Here is a 24,127-nt window from a genome sequence, read left to right as displayed (position 1 = left end):
GTGGTGGTGGTTCCGCCGGTGGTCGGGCACGCGGCACCGGCGGCGCCGGCGACGGTGGTCAGGCCGGTGCGGTTGGTGCGCTTGTCGAAGCCGTAGGTACGGCGGGTGCAGACGTCACCCACAAGGTCGTCGGCAACGGTCAGACGGCCGGCCGTGTCGTATGTGTACTTCTGTGAGGAGCCGCCAGCCTTCTCGGTGACTTGGCCGTGGACGGATTCCTCGACCGTGTCGGAGACGACGACCTTGCCGTCACTGTCGCGGGTGTAGACGCGGGATTCCGTTGCGCCAGTGGGGTCCTCGGTGACAGTGAGGGTGTAGCCGCCTGGGAGCTTCTCGGTGGCGACGGAGCCGTCGGCGTCGTAGGTCGCCGCGAAGGTTCCGGCGACCGAGTCCGTGGTGGAGGTAACCAGGCCACGAGGTTCGAGGGTGGAGTCGTAGGTATAGGTGATCGTGGACGGGGCGGTGTCGGTCACCTTGACTGGCCGGTCGAGCAGGTCGTACTCGGTAGTCGTCATGCCGCCGTCGGCATCCGTGTAGGTAGCGAGACGACCGAGCTGGTCATAGGTCTTCGTTATCGTCCCGCCGGTAGGCGAAACGGCCCGCACGGCCTGGCCGGTGACCGGGTCGTACTCGGTGGTCGTCTCCGGAACGGCCTGGCCGAGCCCGCCGTTCATGACGGACCTGATCGGGCGGCCGGCGTTGTCGAAGGTGTTGGTGGTGGTGCGGGTGACGCCGTTTGCGGACTCGGTGAGCTTGGCCGGGTTGCCCCACCAGTCGTACTCGGTGGTGGTGGTCGGCAGACCGGTCGGGTTGGAGCCGCCGCCGGTGATCGCGCCGGCCGGTCCGGTGGAGCAGACCTGGTCGGCCCACTCCGGGCGCCCCTGGCAGGTTCCGGTGCCGGTCGCGGACCAGTAGTTGGTCACCCGGGTGCCGGCGTCGGTGCCTATGGCGTCGGGCAGGAGCTGCTTGGTGATGCGGCCCTGGTCGTCGTACTCGGTGCTCTCGGCGATGGCGAGACCGGTCGGGTCCTTGACGGTCTTGGTCGGCATGCCCTTGGCCCAGTCGTAGACGGTCTGGGTGACGCGGGCGTCGGTTATGGCCGTCGAGCCGTAGACCTGGGCACCGGTCGTGACCTTGGTGACCTGGTTCTCGACCTTGGCCGTACCGTCGGTCGGGCGTCCGGCGTCGTACTCGTTGACCGTCCACGAACGTGCCACGGCCGACTCCGCGCCGCCGGTCGGGGTGGTCCGGCGCAGCGGGCCGAACTCCTCCAGCTCGCGGGTGCCGTTGGCGTCGTACACCGACTCCGTGGACAGCAGGTCGGCGCGGTCCTGGGTGGACAGGCCGATGATGCCGAGGTCCGTCAGCGTCGCCTGGTCGGCAGCGGTGCCGCCCAGGGCCAGCGCCCGGTTGCCCGCGGTCAGTTCACTCACGGTGTTGCCGAAGCGGTCGTACTCGGTGGTGGTGATGTTGCCACCGGGGTCGACGGTGTTCACCTGGCGCCCGGAGGCGTTTGTGTACGTGATCGACGCACGGCGGTAGTCACCGGCGGCCAGTCCGTCACCAGAATTCGTCGCTGGAACGGCGTCGGCAGGGAAGACCGCGGTTGCATCCGTGGGGGCGTCGGTCTGGCCCCACGCAATAACGTCCTCGGAGCCCATCTCGTGCGGGGCGTTGTCGCCTGCCAGCGGCACGTTGTAAACGATGCTTGTGCTCGCTGTGCCGTCAGGTGCGCTAGTGGTTCCTTGCTGCAGGGCGCTGCGGCTGGTTCTGAGCAGCATGCCGTCGCCGGCGGTGGCGGCGTTTCCTGCCTTGCCGTAGGTGAACGTCCAGGGCAGCTGGCCGGGCGGAGCGAGGCCGGTGACGCGGCCGGCGGCGTCGTAGCCGTACTGGGTCTTCAGGGTCGGCGTGATGAGCGGGTTGTACGTTTCACGCAGGCGGCCGGAGGCGTCGTACGCGTACTTCTGCACCGACTTCGCCGTCGCCGCTGCGGCGCCTGGATCGGTTGACCAGGCCCGGATCTCCTTCACCTGGCCGGCGAAGTCACCGAAGACGGTGTCGGTGCCAGTCGTGGTGCTCGCGTAGACGAACTCCAGCGCGCGGCAGCCCTTCGTGGACGGCGTCGCCGTGCACGTCGTCGCCGAGGCGGCGGAGGTCGGGGCGATGACCAGCTTCGGACGGGCCACCTTGTTGGCGCCCACCGTCACGGCCTCGGAGATCACCGTGGTCGTCGACTGGGCCAGGCCGTCCATCGTGCTGGACGCGACCTGCCACGACGTGGCCGCCGGGTCCGCCTTGGTGAAGACGGTGACCGTGCCCTCGGTGTCCTTCAGCGTGAACGAGCCCGTCAGTGAACCCGTCAGCGTCAGGTCCTCCATGCCTGGCTCCGGTCTCCAGCCGCCACCGCTCTTGGCGGTGAAGCCGAGCTCCTCGCCCTCGGAGTCGACCAGCGCGACCGAGGTCGCCGTCGACTTCTTCAGATAGGACCAGTCCGACTCGGTGAGCTCCGCGGCCGTGCCGGAGGTCCACTGCGGACCGAAGATCGCCGCCTGCCCGTCCTGCTTCGCACCCGCGTCCGGCCGTCGCGAGGACGCCGAGCGCGACACCGAAAGGCCGAACAGGGACGCGTCCGTGGCCGACAGACCGTAGTCACCGGTCAGGAGGTTCACCGAACCGGGGCCTGCCTCCTCCGACGGAGCCGTGCCCGCGTTGCGGTCCACCGTGATCTCGTTCGCCGGCGAATAGACGGTCGTCGAGCCGTCCGTGAACGCGGCACGGACTTCAATCGGGCCGTCCTCGGCCAGGGTGTCCGTGATGTTCCAGGTCAGCCCCGCCGGCTTGCCGTTGGACACGCCCACCGGCCAGCTGGAGATGGTGTCGGAGCCCTGCCGCACGTCGGTGACCGGCACGTCCTTCCACGTGTCCGTCTCGCCACGCCGGTACTGGTACGTCACACCGGTGTAGGACGTCAGGCCCTCGGCCGACAGACCCACACGGCGCGCCGGGCGCTCGCCCTGGCCCGGCGTCAGCAGCGCTGCGCCGGAGCCCGCGTAGAAGACGTGCGACGACTCCGCCGAGGCGTTGCCCGCCGGGTCCTTCGTGCGGGCCGTCACCGTGTGCTTGCCCGCCGGGAATGACATCGTCTTGGTCACGGCCGTGCCGGTCGTGGTCGCCGTCGTCCAGGCGCCGGAGTCCAGCTTGTACTCCACCGCCGCCACGTCGCTCGTGGGCGGGGTGAAGGTGAAGGCGCCGGAGAAGGTGCCGTTGGCGTCCGGGGTCCCGGACCAGGTGTTCGCCGGGAAGTCCGTCGATCCGACCGTGCTCTTCACTGGAGCGGTAGTGTCGATGTTGATGTTCCGGAATGCCGCCCAGGCACTGTGGGTCGTGCCGTCGAAGGAACGAGAGCGCCACTTGTACGCGCCGGCCGGAAGAGGGTTCGGCGGCGACCAGGTGATGACCGTGCCGGACGGCTTGTACGGCGACGCGGCAGCCTGCAGCCAGGCGGTGCCGTTGCGGTCCCAGATCTCGATGTCGAGAGTCAGCGGCTGGCCGTCACCGTCGATCGCCTTCGCCGACAGCGCCGGCGTCGTGTCGTTGGTGGGGAAGTTCGGCACCGGGCTGACCAGCGTCGACACACCCGGAACCGTGTTGTACGTGACCGACATGTACGGCGTGTTCGAAGCGGCGTTGCCCGAGTTGAACCGCTTCCAGCCATACGGATCGGCCTCGTCCGTGGCGCGGATACCCATCGTGGCGGTCGCGACGCCGGCGCCGGCCCAGTACTGACCCATGGCGGTCATGTCGGCGCTCACCCAGCCGTCCGCGCAGGACGACGAGAAGCCCTTCGTCGACGTCGACGACGCCCACTTCTTGAACCACGTCGGCTGAGCACTCCAGCGCGTGCTCGTGGAGACGGGGGCGACGTCCCAGATCTCCCAGCTCTTGGCCGTACACGACCAGGAGTGGAATTCCCACAGGTTCAGCTTCGCGCTCAGAATCTGCTTGCCAGCGATCTTGGCCATGGGGAACGCCAGGAACGAGCGGGCCACCTGGCTGGAGCCATTGTTGCCCAGCTTCAGTTCCGTCGACGACGACATGTCCGTCGCATAGCCCTGCTGCACGAACGTGTCGAAGCTCGGGCCGATGTTGACCGCGGGGTCCACCGTCACCGGGAACCGCGTCTCGGCAGCCGTCAGGAACGCCGCATCCGGGGTCAACGTGATGTCGACCTGGTCGCCGTTCTGCGCCACCTTCAGACCGACATCAGCGCGGTGCGTGTGCTCTCCGGACTTCGGATCGACGTACGCGTCCCACATGACCGGCGCCGGCAGCAGGCCGACCTGCTTGCCCGACTCTGCGTCCAAGAAGGTCACCGAGCGGTCCGCGTTCGCCCGAGCGGTGATGCCCTTCGCGTTCAGCGTCAGCGTTACCGAACCGTTCGCGTCGATCGCGGAACGGTCCTTCAGCTCCAGGAACTGCTCGAACCCGGTACGGGTCGCCTCGACGAGCAGGTCGGTACCCGTCATGACATCGGTGTAGCGCGCGGTCGTGCCAGACAGGGCCGGCTCCGGCAGCACACCACGCCATGACAGGCCCAGTTCCTTGCCGTCGCCAGCGTCCAGCGTCACGAGCGGAATCGGCTTCGTCCCAGCCTCACCGGCTTCACCGGAGGCTTCGACCGCCGCGGCCTCGGCAGCCGGAGTCTTCCCCGCGAGCTCCAGCCCGAGCGGATGCGCCTTGGCCTCGATCGTGCCGTCCACGGTCTTCGCCAGATCGACGTCGATGTCCTGCCACTGGTCGGTGGCCTCATCGCGGAACCGAACCGGGCCCGCAGCCGCGTCCAGCGTCACCGTGCCGTCCGGGTTCGCCCACGTCGTGGTCGAATCCGTCCGCTCCGACAGTGCCTCCACCCGCTTGCCAGACAGTCGGGCAGCAACCTGAGCAGAGGTCAAATCGGCTGCTTCCGTTGCATAAGGGGGCGTACTTTCGACCGCAGGAAGCCGCGATGACACGGCAACCGCCTGCCCCGTCGCCTCCACCACAACGGCCGCCTCGACCGCCAGCAGGCCTGCCACCGCCACGGCCACCCTGGACAGGGTGCGCGTACTCAGCCATCTCCCGCCCACTCGCGTAGTGGGTGATCGGTCGCTTCTGATCAAGAAATCCTCCCCTTAGAACAGCCGCTCATGCGACTAGCGGAGGATCATATTCCGTATGTAAAGATCTCGTGAGAGTGGGTATATATTTCTGATTACCTGTCATTTCGCACGCTAAGCAAGACGGCTGACAGCACGCGGCAGGTGCGGGACAGTCCACTCCTTGCACACTCGGCCTGGACACCCCGGACGACGAAAAGACCTGCGGGACGTTGTCGGGCCGACTCCGAACAGGTGCCGGCCCGACGCTGCTGAGCACAGACGCCTTCGAGCGATGTCGGCCCGTCGTCCTCCTGGTCCTGCTCGACGTCGGGGAAGGCGGTGGCCGCGAGCTCGCGACGGACCTGCTCCTGCCGCGCGGCGGCGGCAGCCTGGGTCGGATCATCCTGGTGAGGCTGTCTTCACCGGCCAGCCGGAACAACCCGCTGCGGGGCCGGGATGTCGGCCGCCGTCGAGGACTTCGCCGTGGCGGCGGCACGAACGACAGATACCAGCACGTGCACGGCCCGGACGTTCGCCTCGGGCGCCGAGTGGTTGGCGGCCGCGATCAGCTTCGTCGCACTCCAGCGGACCTTTGTGCGGTACGCGGGGGCGTCGGGGACGACGTCCAGGCGGCCGGTGTCCGCGTCGAGGCCCAGGCCTGGACGTGTCCGGTGAGTTCGGGCGCGGCCGCGGCCAGGATGTCGTCGAACCTGGCGAGGACAGTGCCGCCGGCGGCTGGGGCGACCAGGCCGCGCTCGGTCATCATCATGCCGATCGCCGCACCGAGCCCGAGCGGCTCGTGTCCGTCACGGCGTACGGCGGCCCGGGTGCGCCGCTTCGGCTTCTTCGTCTGGGTGACACCGTTTCTGGTCGCTGCCTCCCGGGCCGCGACCAGGGCCTGGCGCGCGAGGTCGACGCCGCTCAGCTCGCCAGTCATGCGATCACCGCCGCGGTGGCGTCGCCGTCCAGCGCCTGCCCGGCCAGGACGGGCGGCGCTGCGCCCATGGAGCGGGCCGGACCGGGTCGAGGTCGTCGTGCTCGCAACGGCGGAGGGATCGCGGTAACCCGTTCGCGTGGCCTGCTCCCTGCCGCGTACGTTCCGCCCATGACCAGGACAACGCCGGCCAGGCCGGTCGCAGTGGAGGCTGTGTTCCCGGAGCTGGCGGCATACCGAGGTCGGACGACCCGCCTGCACCCGCGGCCGGGGCAGCCCGGGCGGCACGACAGCCATGTCGGCGGGCCACTGCTGTGGCCCAGCGACGAGCCGTGGCCGGTCTGCCACGAGCCGCACGAGCCCGAGACCGAGGGGTACGCGCCACAAGAGATCCGCGCCGCCCGGGCCGCGGGCGTGTGGCCTCGGAGCCGCCCGTGGCCCGGCGCCGGCAGCCCGGGAGAGGACGGGCCTACCCCTTTCGTGGGGCTCGCCCAGTTCTTCGGCCGGGACGTCCCCGGTCTGGCCGTCGGTCCCGGCGGCGCTGACCTGGTGCAGCTCTTCCGCTGCCCGCGCACCCACGGCCCGTACCGGGAGCGCCGGTACCTCCTGCGGTGGAGGTCGGCCGTGCAGACGGAGCGAGCGGGCCGCTTCCTTGCCGTCGCGCCCGAAGTGTCGTGGCTCCGGTGGGAGCACGAACTCCCCGAACCCTGTGTCGTGCACCCCGAGGAGGTGGACACCTATCCGTGGGCGGAGGACGACACGCTGCCTGCGGCGCTGATCACCCGCATCGACGCCTGGGACGACGCCCAGACTGCGGAAGGCGGCCGCTACGCACCGAACTACCAGGGCGCTCTCTCGATACCGCCCGGCTGGCGGGTCGGCGGATTTCCCAGCTGGGCGTCGACGGGCCCGATGAACATCACTTGCGCGTCCTGTGCGGCCCCGATGCGGCTCCTGCTGACGGCCGGGGGCGAGGAGATGGACCCCGACTCGCACAGCTGGATGCCGATGGAAGACCGCGATCCGTCCCTCCAGGGGATGGCCTCGATCCGGCGCGGACAGTCCGTCGCCCAGCCCACCCGACTCCGCTTCGGCCGTGACCGTGACCTGCACGTCTTCACCTGCCCAGCCGACCCGGGACACCCGCCCCAATGGGTGCTTTCCTGATCCGTTCCAGGGGCGACAGATTCGGCTGGCGCGCACCGCTGCGAGCCGCCGGCACTGTTCCTGGATCTCACCGGTACTCCCCACGGCAACCAGCCACGACCGTTCCCCGAGATTCGGCTGCACGCGTTCCTGCAAGTCGCCTACGTAGCCACACATCCCCTCGCGCTCATGCCGGTGGGAACGACATCCAGGCGGCCGGTGTCCACGTCGAACGCCACGGCCGAACGAGTCGCGGCACTGACCCACACCAGAACATCCACCGCGCCGTCCCACCACGCGGTGTACGCGTAGTCGGCGGCAAGCTGGGGCTTGCCCACCCCACCCATCCCAGTCAGCACCTGGCACAGCACCGCCAGGCCCCCGCGCTGCACGACCGTGCGCAGCCGGTCCGCCTCAACCCGGTGCTGGAAGGACTGCGCCCGGGGCGGGACCACGCCGACCTGGTGCGGCCAGGCGGCCGGTTCCTGCGGTCCGCGCTGATGCACAGTCAGACTCCCGCTGGCTGCGGTCGCGCCTGGACCGATCGCAACCGCCGAACCGGTGAGGGAGACCTCCACCGAAGACGGCACGCCTGCGCTGCCGGGTGCGGGGCCCCGGTAACCGGTCACCGCCTCCCCGCCGTCCGCGGCGTGCGCGTCACCGGTGTCCCGCGCACTCACCCCTGCCTTGGTGGCCACCGGGCCGTCCACGGCCATACCGTCGTCGGCTGCGGGATCGTTCGGTTCGTCACCTGTAGTCGACACCCGTGCTCGCCTCACTGCCGGGGCCGTCCGCAGTCGCGTCCCCAGTACGCTCAGCTGTCGCCGACCCGCTCCCCGTACCCCTGGGTCGCCGCACCCCGCTGCTGCACTGCCACCGTTCGTGGCCTCGGCCTTACACCCAGACCAGAGCGGCGATGCCCGCAGCCGCCTGGACCGAAGCCCCGACCAGCTGGCCGGTGTCCGGACTGTTTAGCAGCCAGACCAACGGCGTCGAGATGATGCCCGCCACCGCCACCACCACGACAGTGATCCTCCAACGGAACGTGGCGATTCCTCGGCAGCTTCGCGAGGTCGTAGGCCCCTGTCCTGTACGTCTCGGATCTGTCGTCATGCGCCAAGTTCAAATGAGACCGTGCCACGGGATTTGAGGCCCCACACAGCTGTAGGGTCTCGCTGCCCGTGGCCAACGGCGACGCTGTGACCTGGTGGCCGTCGCGCTGTCTCACGGCTTGGCCGGCCGTCCAGTCTCACGACCGTGTCCGAATCTTCGGGCGGCCACCCATGGGCAAGGCTGTCCTGTCGTGGTGCAGCTGTCACATGGGGACTCGGAGACTTGTATGAATGTCAGGTAGTTCGAGACTGCCGATGACTGTCGATCTCAAACGATCTGGCTGTCGCGGAAGTCCCGCTCGCTGGGGAGACGGAAGCACTGCCGAGCATCTCGGCCCCGTGACGGGCAGCGAGCGCCGACCGGTCGCGGGGGAGCACCGCGTACAGCACGCCCGCCACCACGATCGTCGCCGCCCAGCCCAGACCGTTCCGCCCGATCCAGGACGAGGCCAGCGGACCGGTGAACCAGTCGACCTTGGTGAACAGCAGGCCGGCCACCAGCGCCACGCCCCAGGCGGTCATCGCCTGCCAGGCGAAGCCGCCGCGGTACCAGTAGGCGCTGGTCCGGGTGGTGTCCATCAGCGCCTCGGCGTCGTACGTCCTGCGGGTCGGCATGTCCACGCCGAAGACGCCGATCCACGCCGAGAACGCGACCGCGAGCAGGGTCAGGAAGGAGATGAACGAGCCGATGAAGCTGGTCGCCACCACCATCAGCAGGAAGCCGAAGATCAGGCTGATCACCGCGTTGACGCTCACCGCGGCGGCCCGGGGCACCTTGATGCCGAGGGTCTGCGCGGTGAACCCGGCCGAGTACATCGACATCGAGTTGATCAGCAGCATCCCGATCAGGGCGATCAGCAGGTACGGCACCGAGATCCACATCGGCAGCAGCTCGCCGATGAAGGAGACCGGGTCCTGCGCCGAGGCCAGGTCCGGCGTCGAGACCGCCATCACGGCGCCCATCAGGACCATCGGCAGCACCACGATGCCCGCGCCGCCGACCGTCGTGCCGACCAGGCCCCTGGAGGAGGCGCTGCGCGGCAGATAGCGGGTGAAGTCCGGCCCCGACGGCACCCAGCTGATGCCGCCCGCCGCGATGGTGCCGACACCGGCCACCAGCATCGCCGTCGAACCGGCAGGCTTGGCGAAGACCGCCGACCAGTCCGTGTTCGCCACCAGATAGCCGAGGACGAGCACGGAGAAGGCGCCGAAGAGATACGTCGACCACTTGCTGCACACCCGCAGCGCGTTGATGCCGAGCCCGGAGACCAGGAAGGTGCAGGACACGAAGAGCAGCAGCGTCACCACGATGAGCGCCGTGTTCGACTTCACACCGAAGAGCAGGTCGAGCACGGTCAGCACCGCGTACGCGCCGGTGACCGCGTTGATGGTCTCCCAGCCCCAGCGGGCCACCCAGATCAGCGCGCCCGGGAAGAGATTCCCGCGCTGCCCGAAGACCGCGCGGGAGAGCGCCATGCCCGGCGCCCCGCCGCGCTTGCCGGCGATCGAGATCAGGCCGACGATCCCGTACGACAGGACCGGCGCGGCCGCCGCGACGAACAGCACCTGCCAGAAGTTCAGGCCGTTGAACACGATCAGGCCCGCGCCCATCGTGAGCAGCAGCACACTGATGTTGGCGGCGACCCAGGTCGGGAAGAGCTCACGGACCCGGCCGGTGCGCTCGGCGTCGGGGACGGGTTCGAGGCCGCGGCTCTCCAGCGTGGCGCCGCTCGTCGCGCCTTCGGTCTCGGAGGCGTGGGGCATGGGGACACTCCGTACAAATGTGGGGGACCCACCCAGACTACGTGCTCCTCGAACAGTCCTCCTGTGGCCGATACTGGAGCGGTTATGGAACTCATCCTTGCTGTAGTCATCGCTCTGGTCGTCGCGGTCGCCGTGACCAGCGGACTCGTGATCAGCGGTCGCAAGAAGAAGCAGCTGCCGCCCGCCGAGCCGCCGTCCACCACGCCGACCATCACCGCTCCGCCCGCCGAACCGCACGTCGGCGACGAGGCGGAGACGCCGCGGGAAGAACCACGCCGCACCGTCGAAGAGGTCACCCTCCCCGCCCCCGAGGCACCCGAGGCCCCCGTTGAGGAGCCGGTCGCCGAGGCCCCCGAGATCGAGGTGCCCGAGCCGACCGCCGGCCGCCTCGTGCGGCTCCGGGCCCGGCTCGCCCGCTCGCAGAACTCGCTCGGCAAGGGGCTGCTCACGCTGCTGTCCCGCGAGCACCTCGACGAGGACACCTGGGAGGAGATCGAGGAGACCCTCCTCACCGCCGACGTCGGCGTCGCCCCCACCCAGGAGCTGGTCGAGCGGCTGCGCGACCGGGTCAAGGTGCTCGGCACCCGCACCCCCGAGGAGCTGCGCGCCCTGCTGCGCGAGGAGCTGATCGCCCTCCTCGGCGCCGACCTCGACCGCTCGGTGAAGACCGAGAGCCCCGAGGACGTCCCGGGCGTCGTGATGGTCGTCGGTGTCAACGGCACCGGCAAGACCACCACCACCGGCAAGCTGGCCCGCGTGCTCGTCGCCGACGGCAAGTCCGTCGTCCTCGGCGCGGCCGACACCTTCCGCGCCGCCGCCGCCGACCAGCTCCAGACCTGGGGCGAGCGGGTCGGCGCGCGCACCGTGCGCGGCCCGGAGGGCGGCGACCCGGCGTCGATCGCCTACGACGCGGTCAAGGAGGGCATCGCCGAGAAGGCGGACGTCGTCCTCATCGACACCGCCGGCCGGCTGCACACCAAGACCGGTCTCATGGACGAGCTCGGCAAGGTCAAGCGCGTCGTCGAGAAGCACGGCCCGCTGGACGAGATCCTGCTCGTCCTGGACGCCACCACCGGCCAGAACGGTCTGATCCAGGCCCGCGTCTTCGCCGAGGTCGTGGACATCACCGGCATCGTCCTGACCAAGCTGGACGGCACCGCCAAGGGCGGCATCGTCGTCGCCGTCCAGCGCGAGCTGGGCGTCCCGGTCAAGCTGATCGGCCTGGGCGAGGGCCCGGACGACCTGGCCCCGTTCGAGCCGGGCGCGTTCGTGGACGCCCTGATCGGCGACTGATCCGCTGATTCGCCACCCCGCGTACGACGAAGGCCCCCGCCGGATGTGGCGGGGGCCTTCGTCGTACGGACCGGGGGAGGGGCGGTCGTACGGGGGAGGGAACGGCTCAGAAGCGCGTCCGGTGGCAGATGTACGCCAGGGTGCCGAGCAGCAGCCGGGCCTGCGGCGGCGCTCCCGCCGTGTCCAGCGTCGGCGGGCGCAGCCAGCGCACCGGGCCGAGGCCGCCCAGGTCCGAGGGCGGGGCCGTGACATGGGAGCCGGGGCCCAGGCAGTGCAGGTCCAGGCCGGCGTCGTCCCAGCCCATCCGGTAGAGCAGCTGCGGCAGCTCGGCCGCGGCGCCCGGCGCCACGAAGAACCGCGCCCGGCCGGTCGGTGTCACGCTCACCGGGCCGAGCGGAAGCCCCATGCGCTCAAGCCGGACCAGGGCCCTGCGGCCCGCCGCCTCGGCGACCTCGATCACGTCGAAGGCCCGGCCGACCGGCAGCAGCAGGGCCGCCCCCGGATACTCCGACCAGGCCTTGGTCGCGTCGTCGAGGCCCGCGCCGGCCGGGACCGGCTCGGCGAAGGCGAGCGGATGCGCCCCCGGCGCCGTACAGCCGAGATCGCCGCAGGAGCAGCGGCCCGCGACCGCTCTCGCTCCCGGGACGACGTCCCAGCCCCACAGTCCGGTGTACTCGGCCACCGCTGTGCACTCCGTGGTGCGTAGGCGGCGGCGTGAGCCGGACCGCATCTCACGAATGCCGCCGATCGTGAAGCCCATGCCCCCTCCAACGGGTCGGACGCGCCGGTGGTTACGGACCGGGGAGCCACCGTCACGCTCCGCTGCCCTTGGGGCGTGCGGTGCAATGGGGGGTGGTGCGGACCGTCGCGCACGCCTCTTCGCGCTCCGGTTCACTGACCCGGTTCCGTCGCATGTCAAGTGAATCGCGTTCCGTGCGTGGCGAGTTCATTCGAAGGGGTGGCGAATGGTGGCGTTTCTTGAATCGCCATGCCGGGCCGGGTGATCGTAGGATTACCTTCGGTACGCGAAGCCGGGGCGAAGAGCACGCCCGGGTATGCCGGAGGCAAGCCGGTTTTCCGTTCGAAGGAGTAGAAACCCCGGACGGGAACCGTGAAACACGGCATTCTGGCAGGGGTTCGCAGGACGACATCAGGTGGATGGGGGCGTTCCAGTGGGCGGCATCGGCGCAGAGGGTTCGACTGCCGGCAAGCGCCCGAACGAACAGCTGAGCTCGTGGTTCGTCCGCAGCGGCTGGTCGAAGGGCGAGCTGGCACGCCAAGTGAACCGCCGGGCCCGCCAGATGGGCGCGCACCACATCTCCACCGACACCTCGCGGGTGCGCCGCTGGCTCGACGGCGAGCAGCCCCGCGAACCGATCCCGCGCATCCTCTCCGAGCTGTTCTCGGAGCGCTTCGGCTCCGTCGTCGCCGTCGAGGACCTCGGCCTTCGCACCGCCCACCAGTCGCCGTCCGTCTCCGGCGTCGACCTGCCCTGGGCGGGCCCCCAGACCGTCTCCCTGCTCAGCGAGTTCTCCCGCAGCGACCTGATGCTCGCCCGCCGCGGCTTCCTCGGCTCCTCCCTCGCGCTCGCGGCGGGACCCACGCTCATCGAGCCCATGCAGCGCTGGCTGGTGCCCACCCCGGCCGGCGAGCCGCTGCCCGCGCCCGGCCCCGACGAGCGCCGCGCCCACCGGCTCTCCCCGGTCGAGCTCGACCTCCTTGAGTCCACCACCGCGATGTTCCGCCAGTGGGACGCCCAGTGCGGCGGCGGACTGCGCCGCAAGGCGGTCGTCGGGCAGCTCCACGAGGTCACCGACCTGCTCCAGGAGCCCCAGCCCGCCGCCACCGCCCAGCGCCTCTTCAAGTGCGCCGCCGAACTGGCGGAGCTGGCCGGCTGGATGAGCTACGACGTGGGCCTCCAGCCCACCGCCCAGAAGTACTTCGTGCTCGCCCTGCACGCCGCCAAGGAAGCCGGCGACAAGCCCCTCGGCTCGTACATCCTCTCCTCGATGAGCCGCCAGATGATCCACCTCGGGCGCCCCGACGACGCCCTCGAACTCATCCACCTCGCCCAGTACGGCAGTCGGGACTGCGCCACCTCGCGCACCCAGGCCATGCTGTATGCGATGGAGGCCCGCGCCTACGCCAACATGGGCCAGCCCTCCAAGTGCAAGCGGGCCGTGCGGATGGCCGAGGACACCTTCTCCGACGTCGGCCTCGACGGCGAGCCCGAGCCCGACTGGATCCGCTTCTTCTCCGAGGCCGAGCTCAACGGGGAGAACTCCCACTCCTACCGCGACCTGGCCTATGTCGCCGGACGCTCCCCGACCTACGCCTCGCTCGCCGAGCCCGTCATGGAGCGGGCCGTCGAGCTCTTCGAGAAGGACCCCGAGCACCAGCGCAGCTACGCCCTCAACCTCATCGGCATGGCCACCGTCCACCTCCTCAAGCGGGAGCCCGAGCAGTCCGTCGTCCTGGCCGAGAAGGCCCTCGTCGTCGCCCGCAAGGTGCGTTCCGAGCGGGTCAACACCCGGCTCCGCAAGACCGTCGACACCGCCGCCCGCGACTTCGGCGACGTCGCCGAGGTCGTCCACCTCACCGACCGGCTCACCGCCCTGCTCCCCGAGACCGCCGAGGCCGTCTGAGCCCCCGCGGCACCACCCCACCGACCCCGGCCGCGCCGGCCGTCCCGTAAAGCCCGACTCGGCTCCCCCGCCGCAAGGACACACGGACGCCCGGCGCGGCCGGCTCATGCAAGGGCGCGGTGCGGGATGGTACGCCCGTGACCACTCCGTGACCCCGGCGTTCACGGTCGCGTAACACGCCCCCTCCCTTCGTCACTGCGGCGAAACATCGAGCGGCATCGGCGGAAACCGCGCTGCGCGAATCTCTGGCGCATAACCGGCCACCCCTCACGGCCAAGCCGCTCCGGCCCCGCCCCGCACAGGCCGCATTCGACGACGAGGAGACGCCGATGGCAGCAGCCATCACGACCCTGGCAGCAGACGCGCCCGCGCTGTCCGCCGCCAACACCGGGTTCATGCTCATCTGCTCCGCCCTGGTCATGCTGATGACCCCGGCTCTGGCCTTCTTCTACGGAGGCATGGTCCGCGTCAAGTCCACCCTCAACATGTTGATGATGAGCTTCATCAGCCTCGGGATCGTCACGATCCTGTGGGTGCTCTACGGCTTCAGCATCGCCTTCGGCACCGACTCCGCCTCGCTCGTCGGATGGAACTCCGACTACGTCGGCCTCAGCGGCATCGGCATCACCGAGCTGTGGGACGGCTACACCATCCCGGTGTACGTCTTCGCCGTCTTCCAGCTCATGTTCGCGATCATCACCCCGGCCCTCATCAGCGGCGCCCTTGCCGACCGCGTCAAGTTCACCGCCTGGGCCCTCTTCATCACCCTGTGGGTCACGATCGTCTACTTCCCGGTCGCCCACTGGGTCTGGGGCACCGGCGGCTGGCTCTTCGAGATGGGCGTCATCGACTTCGCCGGCGGCACCGCCGTCCACATCAACGCCGGTGCGGCGGCCCTCGGCGTCATCCTCGTCATCGGCAAGCGGGTCGGCTTCAAGAAGGACCCGATGCGCCCGCACAGCCTCCCGCTGGTCATGCTCGGCGCCGGTCTGCTCTGGTTCGGCTGGTTCGGCTTCAACGCGGGCTCCTGGCTCGGCAACGACGACGGCGTCGGCGCGGTCATGTTCGTCAACACCCAGGTCGCCACCGCCGCCGCCATGCTCGCCTGGCTCGCCTACGAGAAGCTGCGCCACGGCTCCTTCACCACCCTCGGCGCCGCCTCCGGCGCGGTCGCCGGACTCGTCGCCATCACCCCCTCCGGCGGCTCCTGCTCCCCGCTCGGCGCCATCGCCATCGGCGCCGTCGCCGGACTGCTCTGCGCCATGGCCGTCGGACTCAAGTACAGGTTCGGCTACGACGACTCCCTCGACGTCGTCGGCGTCCACCTCGTCGGCGGTGTCGTCGGCTCCCTCCTCGTCGGCTTCTTCGCCACCGGCGGCGTCCAGTCCGACGCCAAGGGCCTCTTCTACGGCGGCGGCCTCGACCAGCTCGGCAAGCAGGCCATCGGCGTCTTCTCCGTCCTCGCCTACTCTCTGATCGCCTCCGCGATCCTCGCCCTGATCATCGACAGGACGATGGGGATGCGGGTCGCCGAGGACGACGAGATCTCCGGCATCGACCAGGTCGAGCACGCGGAGACCGCGTACGACTTCAGCGGAGCGGGCGGCGGCAGCTCCTCGCGCAGCACCGCCGTACCCGCCCCCGCACCGACGGAGAACAAGAAGGTGGACGCATGAAGCTCATCACCGCGGTCGTGAAGCCGCACCGGCTCGACGAGATCAAGGACGCCCTCCAGGCCTTCGGCGTCCAGGGCCTCACCGTCACCGAGGCCAGCGGATACGGCCGCCAGCGCGGCCACACCGAGGTCTACCGGGGCGCCGAGTACACCGTCGACCTCGTCCCCAAGATCCGCATCGAGGTCCTGGTGGAGGACGAGGACGCCGAACAGCTCATCGACGTCGTCGTGAAGGCCGCCCGCACCGGCAAGATCGGTGACGGAAAGGTCTGGAGCGTCCCGGTCGAGACCGCCGTACGGGTCCGCACCGGCGAACGCGGCCCGGACGCGCTGTAGCCCCCGGAGAACGACGCACTCAAGGAGCCGCCGGGTGACGAGCATCGACGTGAACACAGAATCCGACGACTCGGGACCCTGGGGGTCCCCCCTGTTCGAGCGCAGCCGAGAACTTGGGGGAGGCTACGCGGCGGCCCGGCTGCGCCTTCTCACCGAGAAGGCGCGGTCCGGGCCGCCGCGCCGTGCGGAACTCTCCCGTCTCACCGACGACTGGCTGGCGGCGCTCCTCCGCGCCGGCCTCGCCGCCGCGGGACGCCCGCCACGAGGGGTGGCGCTCGTCGCCGTCGGCGGCTACGGACGCGGCGAGCTCTCCCCGCGCAGCGACCTCGACCTGCTCCTCCTGCACGACGGCAGCGCGGACCCGGGCGTGATCGCCACCCTCGCCGACCGCGTCTGGTACCCGGTCTGGGACCTCGGGCTCGCCCTCGACCACTCCGTCCGCACCCCCGCCGAGGCCCGCAGGACCGCCGCCGAGGACCTCAAGGTCCAGCTCGGCCTCCTCGACGCCAGGACCGTCGCGGGCGACGCCGGACTCGTCACCGCCCTGCGCACCACCGTCCTCGCCGACTGGCGCAACCAGGCCGCCCGGCGGCTGCCCGAGCTCGACGCCCTGTGCCGCGAGCGCGCCGAACGCAGCGGCGAGCTCCAGTACCTCCTCGAACCCGACCTCAAGGAGGCCCGCGGCGGACTGCGCGACGCCCAGGCGCTGCGCGCCGTCGCCGCCTCCTGGCTCGCCGACGCGCCTCGCGAAGGCCTCGACGAGGCCCGCCGCCGCCTCCTCGACGCCCGCGACGCCCTCCACCTCGCCACCGGCCGTGCCACCGACCGGCTCGCCCTCCAGGAGCAGGACGCCGTCGCCGCCGAACTCGGCCTCCTTGACGCCGACACGCTGCTGCGCGAGGTGTACGAGGCCGCCCGGACCGTCTCGTACGCCTCCGACGTCACCTGGCGCGAGGTCAACCGGGTCCTCAAGGCCCGCGCCGGGCGCCCCCGGCTGCGCGGCCTGCTCGGCGGCCGCGGCGGCCGGGCGGGCGGGGTGAAACCGCAGGCCGAGCGCACCCCGCTCGCCGAGGGCGTCGTCGAGATGGACGGCGAGGCCGTCCTCGCCCTCAGCGCCCGGCCGGAGCGCGACCCGGTGCTGCCCCTGCGGGCCGCGGCCGCCGCCGCCCAGGCCGGACTCCCGCTCTCCCCGCACGCCGTACGCCGCCTCGCCGCCTCCGCCAAGGCCCTGCCCGTGCCCTGGCCCGCCGAGGCCCGCGAGGAGCTCGTCACCCTCCTCGGCGCCGGCGAGTCCACCGTCCCCGTCTGGGAGGCCCTGGAGGCCGAGGGCCTCGTCACCCGGCTGCTGCCCGACTGGGAACGCGTCCGCTGCCGCCCCCAGCGCAACCCCGTCCACACCTGGACCGTCGACCGGCACCTCGTCGAGACCGCCGTCCGCGCCGCCACCCTCACCCGCCGCGTCCACCGGCCCGACCTGCTCCTCGTCGCCGCCCTCCTGCACGACATCGGCAAGGGCTGGCCCGGCGACCACTCCGCCGTCGGCGAGACCATCGCCCACGACGTCGCCGCCCGGATCGGCTTCGACCGCGCCGACACCGGCGTCATCGCCACCGTCGTCCGCCACCACCTGCTCCTCGTCGAGACCGCCACCCGGCGCGACCTCGACGACCCCGCCACCGTCCAGTCCGTCGCCGCCGCCGTCGGCACCCTCGGCACCCTGGAGCTCCTGCACGCCCTCACCGAGGCCGACGCCCTGGCCACCGGGCCCGCCGCCTGGTCCTCCTGGCGCGCCTCTCTGGTGACCGATCTCGTCAAACGTGTCGCCGGGGTGCTCGCGGGGGAGGAGCCGCCCGACCCGGAGGCCGCCGCGCCCAGCGCCGAACAGGAACGGCTCGCCATCGAGGCGCTGCGCACCGGCGAGCCCGTCCTCGCCCTGCACACCGAGCCCGTCGTCGCCGGGGCGGGGGAGCCCGAGCCCGTCGGCGTCGAGCTCCTCGTCGCCCTGCCCGAGCGGCCCGGCGTGCTGCCCGCCGTCGCCGGCGTCCTCGCCCTGCACCGGCTCACCGTCCGCGCCGCAGACCTGCGCGCCGTCGCCCTGCCGGCCGAGCTCGGCCAGGGGCCCGTCCTCGTCCTGGACTGGCGGGTCGCCGCCGAGTACGGCTCGCTGCCCGAGGCCCACCGGCTCCGCGCCGACCTCGTCCGCGCCCTGGACGGCTCCCTCGACGTCCCCGCCCGGCTCGCCGAACGCGACGCCGCCTACCCCCGCCGCCGCGGGGTCGCCGCCCCGCCGCCCCGGGTCACCGTGGCCGCCGCCGACTCCCGGCTCGCCACCGTCCTGGAGGTCCGCGCCCAGGACGCCCCCGGCCTGCTGCACCGGATCGGCCGGGCCCTGGAGGGCGCCGCGGTCCGGGTCCGCAGCGCCCATGTCTCGACCCTGGGCGCCAACGCGGTCGACACCCTCTACGTGACCGGGCCGGACGGCGGGCCGCTCGCCCCCGAGGAGGCGGCGGGCCTGGCGAAGACCCTGGAGGAGGCGCTGCGCTGAACGGCCGGGGCACCCCGACCCGTACCGGCCAGGGCGCCCCTCTCGACGGGGCGGATACCCTTGGGTGACTGCCCGCCCCGACCCGAGGAATCGCGACCACCGTGTTCGATACGCTTTCCGACCGCCTCAGCGCGACTTTCAAGTCCCTCCGGGGTAAAGGCCGCCTCTCCGAGCAGGACATCGACAGCGCGGCCCGGGAAATCCGTATCGCGCTCCTTGAAGCCGACGTGGCGCTGCCCGTCGTCCGCGCGTTCATCAAGAACGTCAAGGAGCGGGCGGCCGGTGCCGAGGTCTCCAAGGCGCTGAACCCCTCGCAGCAGGTCGTCAAGATCGTCAACGAGGAGCTCGTCGGCATCCTCGGCGGCGAGACCCGCCGTCTGCGGTTCGCCAAGACGGCGCCGACCGTGATCATGCTCGCCGGTCTCCAGGGTGCCGGTAAGACCACCCTCGCCGGAAAGCTGGGTCTCTGGCTCAAGGGCCAGGGGCACTCCCCGCTGCTCGTCGCCTGTGACCTCCAGCGCCCGAACGCCGTCACCCAGCTCTCCGTGGTCGCCGACCGCGCGGGCGTGGCCTTCTACGGCCCGCAGCCGGGCAACGGCGTGGGCGACCCGGTCCAGGTCGCCAAGGACTCCATCGAGTACGCGCGCGGCAAGCAGTACGACATCGTCATCGTCGACACCGCCGGCCGCCTCGGCATCGACCAGGAGCTGATGCAGCAGGCCGCGGACATCCGCGACGCCGTCAGCCCCGACGAGATCCTCTTCGTCGTCGACGCCATGATCGGTCAGGACGCCGTCAACACCGCGGAGGCCTTCCGCGACGGCGTCGGCTTCGACGGCGTGGTGCTCTCCAAGCTGGACGGCGACGCCCGCGGTGGCGCGGCGCTCTCCATCGCGCACGTCACCGGCAAGCAGATCATGTTCGCCTCCAACGGCGAGAAGCTGGACGACTTCGACGCGTTCCACCCGGACCGCATGGCGTCCCGCATCCTCGGCATGGGCGACATCATGTCGCTCATCGAGAAGGCCGAGCAGACCTTCAGCCAGGAAGAGGCCGCCAAGATGGCCTCCAAGCTGGCGTCCAAGAAGGGCCAGGAGTTCACGCTCGACGACTTCATGGCGCAGATGGAGCAGGTCCGCAAGATGGGCTCCATCTCCAAGCTGCTCGGGATGCTCCCCGGCATGGGCCAGATGAAGGAGCAGATCGCCAACATCGACGAGCGCGAGGTCGACCGCGTCGGCGCCATCATCAAGTCGATGACCCCGGCCGAGCGCCAGGACCCGACGATCATCAACGGCTCGCGCCGCGCCCGTATCGCCAAGGGTTCCGGTGTCGAGGTCAGCGCGGTCAAGGGCCTGGTCGAGCGCTTCTTCGAGGCCCGCAAGATGATGTCCCGCATGGCCCAGGGCGGCGGCATGCCGGGCATGCCCGGGATGCCGGGCATGGGCGGCGGCCCCGGCCGGCAGAAGAAGCAGGTCAAGCAGGCCAAGGGCAAGCGCAAGAGCGGCAACCCGATGAAGCGCAAGGCCGACGAGCAGGCCGAGGCCGAGCGCCGCGAGCAGGCGCAGGCCGGCGGCGCGTTCGGGCTGCCGGCGGCGGGCCAGGGCCCGGGCGAGTTCGAGCTGCCCGACGAGTTCAAGAAGTTCATGGGCTGACCCGGGAGCGGATCCCGGGGCGCACGCCCACCGGAGAGGGGCCCGTGGCGGTACGAAACCGTCGCGGGCCCCTTTTCACTCGCCCGCACCACCCGTAATGCCGGGATTGTCCAGCTCTTCGATACTGGGGCCACTGCCGCCCCGAGGAGAGCACGTGGCCAACCCCGTACCCCCGCGCGACCGGACCGACCAGCCCTGGCGCTCGGAAGGGGCCCCGCCGCCCCCGCCGCCCAAGCGGAGGATGCCCGGCGGCTGGGGCAGCCTCATCCTCACCGCGCTCGCCGTCTATCTGATCGCCAACCTCGTCCTCGGCTTCTTCAACGAGGGCGACGGGCCGACCATCTCGTACACCGAGTTCGACAAGCAGGTCGCGGCCGGCAACGTCACCAAGATCTACTCCAAGGGCGACGCCATCCAGGGGCAGCTGAAGAACAAACAGCCCGTCCCCGACGGCAAGGGCGACTACACCAAGTTCCAGACCCAGCGCCCCGCCTTCGCCGACGACGACCTCTGGGCCCAGCTCACCAAGCAGAACGTCACCGTCACCGCCAAACCGGTCGTCGAGGAGCGCAGCTTCCTCGCCAACCTGCTCATCTCGCTCGCCCCCATGCTGCTGCTCGTCGCGCTGTGGGTGTTCATCGCGCGGCGGATGAGCGCGGGCATGGGCGGCGCAGGCGGCATGCTCGGCCGCAAGGCCCCGCCCAAGCCGGTCGAGCTGGACGGCGGCAAGCGCACCACCTTCGCCGACGTCGCCGGCATCGACGAGGTCGAGGGCGAACTCAACGACGTCGTCGACTTCCTCAAGAACCCCGACGCCTACCGCGCGATGGGCGCCAAGATGCCCCGCGGCGTGCTGCTCGCCGGACCGCCCGGAACCGGCAAGACGCTCCTCGCCAGGGCGGTCGCGGGGGAGGCGGGCGTGCCCTTCTTCTCGGCCTCCGCCTCCGAGTTCATCGAGATGATCGTCGGCGTCGGCGCCTCCCGCGTGCGCGAGCTCTTCGCCGAGGCCCGCAAGGTCGCCCCCGCGATCATCTTCATCGACGAGATCGACACCATCGGCCGGGCCCGCGGCGGCGGCGCGGGCATGGGCGGCCACGACGAGCGCGAGCAGACCCTCAACCAGATCCTCACCGAGATGGACGGCTTCACCGGCTCCGAGGGCGTCATCGTGATCGCCGCCACCAACCGCTCCGACGTCCTCGACCCCGCGCTCACCCGCCCCGGCCGCTTCGACCGGATCGTGCACGTCAACCCGCCCGACCGGGGCGGCCGTGAGGCCATCCTCAAGATCCACACCCGGGAGATCCCGCTCGCGCAGGGCGTCGACCTCGAACACGTCGCCAAGACCACCCCGGGCATGACCGGCGCCGAGCTCGCCAACCTCGCCAACGAGGCCGCGCTGCTCGCCGTCAAGCGCCAGCAGAAGGCCGTCACCCAGTCCGACCTCTCCGACGCCCTGGAGAAGGTCCAGCTCGGCGCCGAACGGCCGCTGGTGATGCCCGACGAGGAGCGCCGCCGCACCGCCTACCACGAGAGCGGCCACGCCCTGCTCGGCATGCTCCAGCCCGGCGCCGACCCCGTCCGCAAGATCACCATCGTGCCGCGCGGCCGCGCCCTCGGCGTCACCCTGTCGACGCCCGACGCCGACCGGTACGCCTACACCGAGGAGTACCTGCGCGGCCGGATCATCGGCGCGCTCGGCGGCATGGCGGCCGAGCAGGTCGTCTTCGGCGTCATCACCACCGGCGCCGAGAGCGACCTGGAGCAGGTCACCAACATCGCGCGCGGGATGGCCGGCCGCTGGGGCATGAGCGAACGCGTCGGCCGGCTCACCGCCATCCCCAGCGACGCCCAGCAGGCCTACGGCCTCTCCGCCGCCCCCGCCACCCTCGACACCGTCGACTCCGAGATGCGCCGCATCGTCGACGAGTGCTACGAGAGCGCCCTGCGCCAACTCCAGGAGAACCGCGACAAGCTGGACGCCCTCGCCGAGGCGCTCCTCGCCAACGAGACCCTGGAGGAGGACGCGGCGTACCGGGCGGCGGGGATCCCGCGGCTGACGAAGGAGTAGCCCCGGGTGCCGGTCTACGGCACCCGGGCCACCACGTACCGGAAGACGTTCGGCATCCACACCGTGCCGTCCGCGCGGACGTACGGCTCCAGGGCCTCCAGGAGCTCCTTCTCCACCTGGTGCGGGTCCGTCGCCCGGACCGCCGCGTCGAAGTCGCCCGTCGACAGCAGGCCCCGTACCGCGCTGTCCGGGCCCGCGTAGCCGAACGGGCACGCCACCCGGCCCGAGGCCTCCCGGCGCAGCCCGGCCGCCGCGACGACCTGCTCCAGATCGTCGCGGGGCGCCGGCGCCCAGCCGGTCAGGCGGGCCGCGACCCGCAGCACCGAGGCCGTCGCGCAGCGCTCCGGCGGACCCCAGCCCGCCACCACGACCGCCGCGCCCGGCTGGGCCGGGGGAGTGACGCCGCCCGCCCGCGCGGTCAGCGGGCCCGTCCCGTGGAAGGCCGTGACCACGTCGTACGGGACGCCCTCCGGCGGCCCCGCCACGCTCACCGTCCCCTCCGGCAGCCGCTCCCGCGCCAGCGCCAGCCGCGCGAGGTCGTCGTCCACCCCGGCCACCCGCGCGCCCCGCGCCGCCGCCATCAGCAGCGCCAGACCGGAGCCGCAGCCCAGGCCGAGCACCGAGGACCGGGCGCCCACGCCGAGCCGGTCGTACACCGCCTCGTAGAGGGGCACGAGCATCCGTTCCTGGATCTCGGCCCAGTCGCGCGCGGGGTGGTGCGGGACGAGCGTAGGTGTCATGGAAAGCGCCCCAATCGGTGCCTGGACGACAACCCCCCGTAGTCAGGGAACTGCGCATCCCGGTCCGCGTCCAGTGCTCGGGCCGTACGACTTCCGGACAGGCGGAGCGGCGGTTTCCCGACGGGGGCGGAGGCGGTGCCCGACTTCGGGCAGAAACCCGGTACTGTCCCTCCCACCAGCCCCCCGGCGCGTGTGCCGACACCGCGCGCCGGGGCGTATGCGCCGCTACGCACCGGCTTGGCGGGCAAGCAGGGCAACTGACGGGTACGTGCAAAATATTTGGGATGCCCCGGAATGGAACCCGGAGGGGATCAGGCTCGTTGTACCCGACGTGAGCACGACACCCCCTGTTCTCGCCGCAGAGCTGGCACAGGCGTGGGCCGACATTCAGCGGTACCACCCCGAGCTGCCCGACCTTGCCGCGCCCGAGTCCCTGATCGGAGAGTCCTCGTCCGCCTGCGGCGCCGAGCTCTCCTTCGAGCGACTGCTCCACGAGGCAGTCCACGGCATCGCCGCCGCCAGAGGAGTCCGCGACACCTCCCGGGCCGGCCGCTACCACAACCGCAGATTCCTCGCGATCGCCGAGGAACTGGGCCTCGACCACCCCGAGGAACCGCACGCCAGCAGCGGCTTCTCCCTGGTCACGCTGAACGCGGAGGCCCGCCGCCGCTACCGGCCCACCATCGAGCGGCTCCAGCGCGCGCTCAAGGCCCACACGGTCGCGACCGCCGCCGACACCAAGCGCTCCTTCCGCGGACCTGCCGCCCGGCACGGCTCCTCGGGCGGCGGCGTACGGGTCAAGGCCGTCTGCGACTGCGGGCGCAACGTGCGCGTGGTCCCGTCCGTGCTCGCCCAGGCGCCGATCGTCTGCGGCGGCTGCGGCAAGCCCTTCCGCATCCCGGAGGCAGTGGGCGCCGCCAGCTGACCTCGGCGGGTGTGGCACAATGGCTAGCTGTACTCGACAGTCGCACAGGACCCCTCTCTCCTCCGGCTGACGCGTCCTCCGGGCCCCTCGGGTTCCGCAACCCCACGTGGCATCCCGTAGGTGCCCAACCACGTCAAGACCAGGAGAC

General features: G+C 71.3%; 16 protein-coding genes. 9 read left to right on the top strand and 7 right to left on the bottom strand.

Features of this window, described 5'->3' with window-relative positions:
- The coding region (locus ABTZ54_RS26560; protein WP_351667706.1) for a DNRLRE domain-containing protein at nucleotides 1-5,087 on the bottom strand (5,087 nt) is incomplete at its 3' end.
- A 616-nt stretch (nucleotides 5,088-5,703) separates the two neighbouring features.
- The gene (locus tag ABTZ54_RS26555; protein WP_351667704.1) at nucleotides 5,704-6,075 is read right to left on the bottom strand and encodes a DciA family protein; all 372 of its coding nucleotides are present in this window, start codon (nucleotides 6,073-6,075) and stop codon (nucleotides 5,704-5,706) included.
- A 168-nt stretch (nucleotides 6,076-6,243) separates the two neighbouring features.
- Here ABTZ54_RS26555 and ABTZ54_RS26550 point away from each other — a divergent pair, with 168 nt between their 5' ends.
- Complete coding sequence (locus ABTZ54_RS26550; RefSeq protein WP_351667702.1) at nucleotides 6,244-7,239, top strand: hypothetical protein; 996 nt, start codon at nucleotides 6,244-6,246, stop codon at nucleotides 7,237-7,239.
- Nucleotides 7,240-7,379: 140 nt separating this feature from the next.
- Here the strand turns inward: ABTZ54_RS26550 and ABTZ54_RS26545 are convergent, their stop codons facing one another.
- From ABTZ54_RS26545 to ABTZ54_RS26535, 3 genes are all read right to left on the bottom strand, one after another.
- Nucleotides 7,380-7,916: a hypothetical protein gene (locus ABTZ54_RS26545; RefSeq protein WP_351667700.1), complete on the bottom strand. Its 537-nt coding sequence runs from the start codon at nucleotides 7,914-7,916 to the stop codon at nucleotides 7,380-7,382.
- Nucleotides 7,917-8,112: 196 nt separating this feature from the next.
- Nucleotides 8,113-8,241: a hypothetical protein gene (locus ABTZ54_RS26540; RefSeq protein WP_351667698.1), complete on the bottom strand. Its 129-nt coding sequence runs from the start codon at nucleotides 8,239-8,241 to the stop codon at nucleotides 8,113-8,115.
- 323 nt (nucleotides 8,242-8,564) lie between these two features.
- Nucleotides 8,565-10,094, bottom strand: a complete 1,530-nt coding sequence (locus ABTZ54_RS26535; RefSeq protein WP_351667696.1) for a cytosine permease — start codon at nucleotides 10,092-10,094, stop codon at nucleotides 8,565-8,567.
- Between the two features lie 84 nt (nucleotides 10,095-10,178).
- On the opposite strand from ABTZ54_RS26535, the gene ftsY reads away from it, so the two are divergent.
- The gene (ftsY, locus tag ABTZ54_RS26530; RefSeq protein WP_351667694.1) at nucleotides 10,179-11,387 is read left to right on the top strand and encodes a signal recognition particle-docking protein FtsY; all 1,209 of its coding nucleotides are present in this window, start codon (nucleotides 10,179-10,181) and stop codon (nucleotides 11,385-11,387) included.
- Between the two features lie 106 nt (nucleotides 11,388-11,493).
- Here the strand turns inward: ftsY and ABTZ54_RS26525 are convergent, their stop codons facing one another.
- Nucleotides 11,494-12,147 carry a bifunctional DNA primase/polymerase gene (locus ABTZ54_RS26525; RefSeq protein WP_351667692.1) on the bottom strand — a complete coding sequence of 218 codons (654 nt, stop codon included), beginning with the start codon at nucleotides 12,145-12,147 and terminating at the stop codon, nucleotides 11,494-11,496.
- Nucleotides 12,148-12,559: 412 nt separating this feature from the next.
- Here ABTZ54_RS26525 and nsdA point away from each other — a divergent pair, with 412 nt between their 5' ends.
- From nsdA to ftsH, 6 genes are all read left to right on the top strand, one after another.
- Nucleotides 12,560-14,032 (top strand): transcriptional repressor NsdA, encoded by a 1,473-nt coding sequence (gene nsdA / locus ABTZ54_RS26520; protein ID WP_351667690.1) that lies wholly within the window; start codon nucleotides 12,560-12,562, stop codon nucleotides 14,030-14,032.
- A 329-nt stretch (nucleotides 14,033-14,361) separates the two neighbouring features.
- Complete coding sequence (locus tag ABTZ54_RS26515; protein WP_351667688.1) at nucleotides 14,362-15,708, top strand: ammonium transporter; 1,347 nt, start codon at nucleotides 14,362-14,364, stop codon at nucleotides 15,706-15,708.
- Nucleotides 15,705-16,043 (top strand): P-II family nitrogen regulator, encoded by a 339-nt coding sequence (locus tag ABTZ54_RS26510; protein ID WP_046905476.1) that lies wholly within the window; start codon nucleotides 15,705-15,707, stop codon nucleotides 16,041-16,043. Before ABTZ54_RS26515 ends, ABTZ54_RS26510 begins: the two co-directional genes overlap by 4 nt.
- Nucleotides 16,044-16,077: 34 nt before the next feature.
- On the top strand, nucleotides 16,078-18,588 hold the full coding sequence (locus tag ABTZ54_RS26505; RefSeq protein ID WP_351667686.1) for a [protein-PII] uridylyltransferase: 2,511 nt from the start codon (nucleotides 16,078-16,080) through the stop codon (nucleotides 18,586-18,588).
- Nucleotides 18,589-18,689: 101 nt separating this feature from the next.
- A complete protein-coding gene (gene ffh, locus ABTZ54_RS26500) occupies nucleotides 18,690-20,243 on the top strand; it encodes a signal recognition particle protein (protein ID WP_351667684.1) in 1,554 nt (517 codons plus the stop codon).
- A 154-nt stretch (nucleotides 20,244-20,397) separates the two neighbouring features.
- Nucleotides 20,398-22,314 (top strand): ATP-dependent zinc metalloprotease FtsH, encoded by a 1,917-nt coding sequence (gene ftsH, locus ABTZ54_RS26495; RefSeq protein WP_351667682.1) that lies wholly within the window; start codon nucleotides 20,398-20,400, stop codon nucleotides 22,312-22,314.
- Between the two features lie 14 nt (nucleotides 22,315-22,328).
- On the opposite strand, the gene ABTZ54_RS26490 is transcribed toward ftsH, so the two are convergent.
- A complete protein-coding gene (locus ABTZ54_RS26490; protein ID WP_351667680.1) occupies nucleotides 22,329-23,054 on the bottom strand; it encodes a methyltransferase type 11 in 726 nt (241 codons plus the stop codon).
- A 331-nt stretch (nucleotides 23,055-23,385) separates the two neighbouring features.
- Here ABTZ54_RS26490 and ABTZ54_RS26485 point away from each other — a divergent pair, with 331 nt between their 5' ends.
- Nucleotides 23,386-23,979 (top strand): hypothetical protein, encoded by a 594-nt coding sequence (locus ABTZ54_RS26485; RefSeq protein ID WP_351667678.1) that lies wholly within the window; start codon nucleotides 23,386-23,388, stop codon nucleotides 23,977-23,979.
- The last annotated feature ends 148 nt before the right edge of the window (nucleotides 23,980-24,127 follow it).

The sequence above is a fragment of the Streptomyces sp. NPDC094032 genome (assembly GCF_040303965.1).
Taxonomy (GTDB): domain Bacteria; phylum Actinomycetota; class Actinomycetes; order Streptomycetales; family Streptomycetaceae; genus Streptomyces.
The sequence above is the reverse complement of the archived record's forward strand: the minus strand, read 5'-3'. Positions and strand labels throughout refer to the sequence as shown.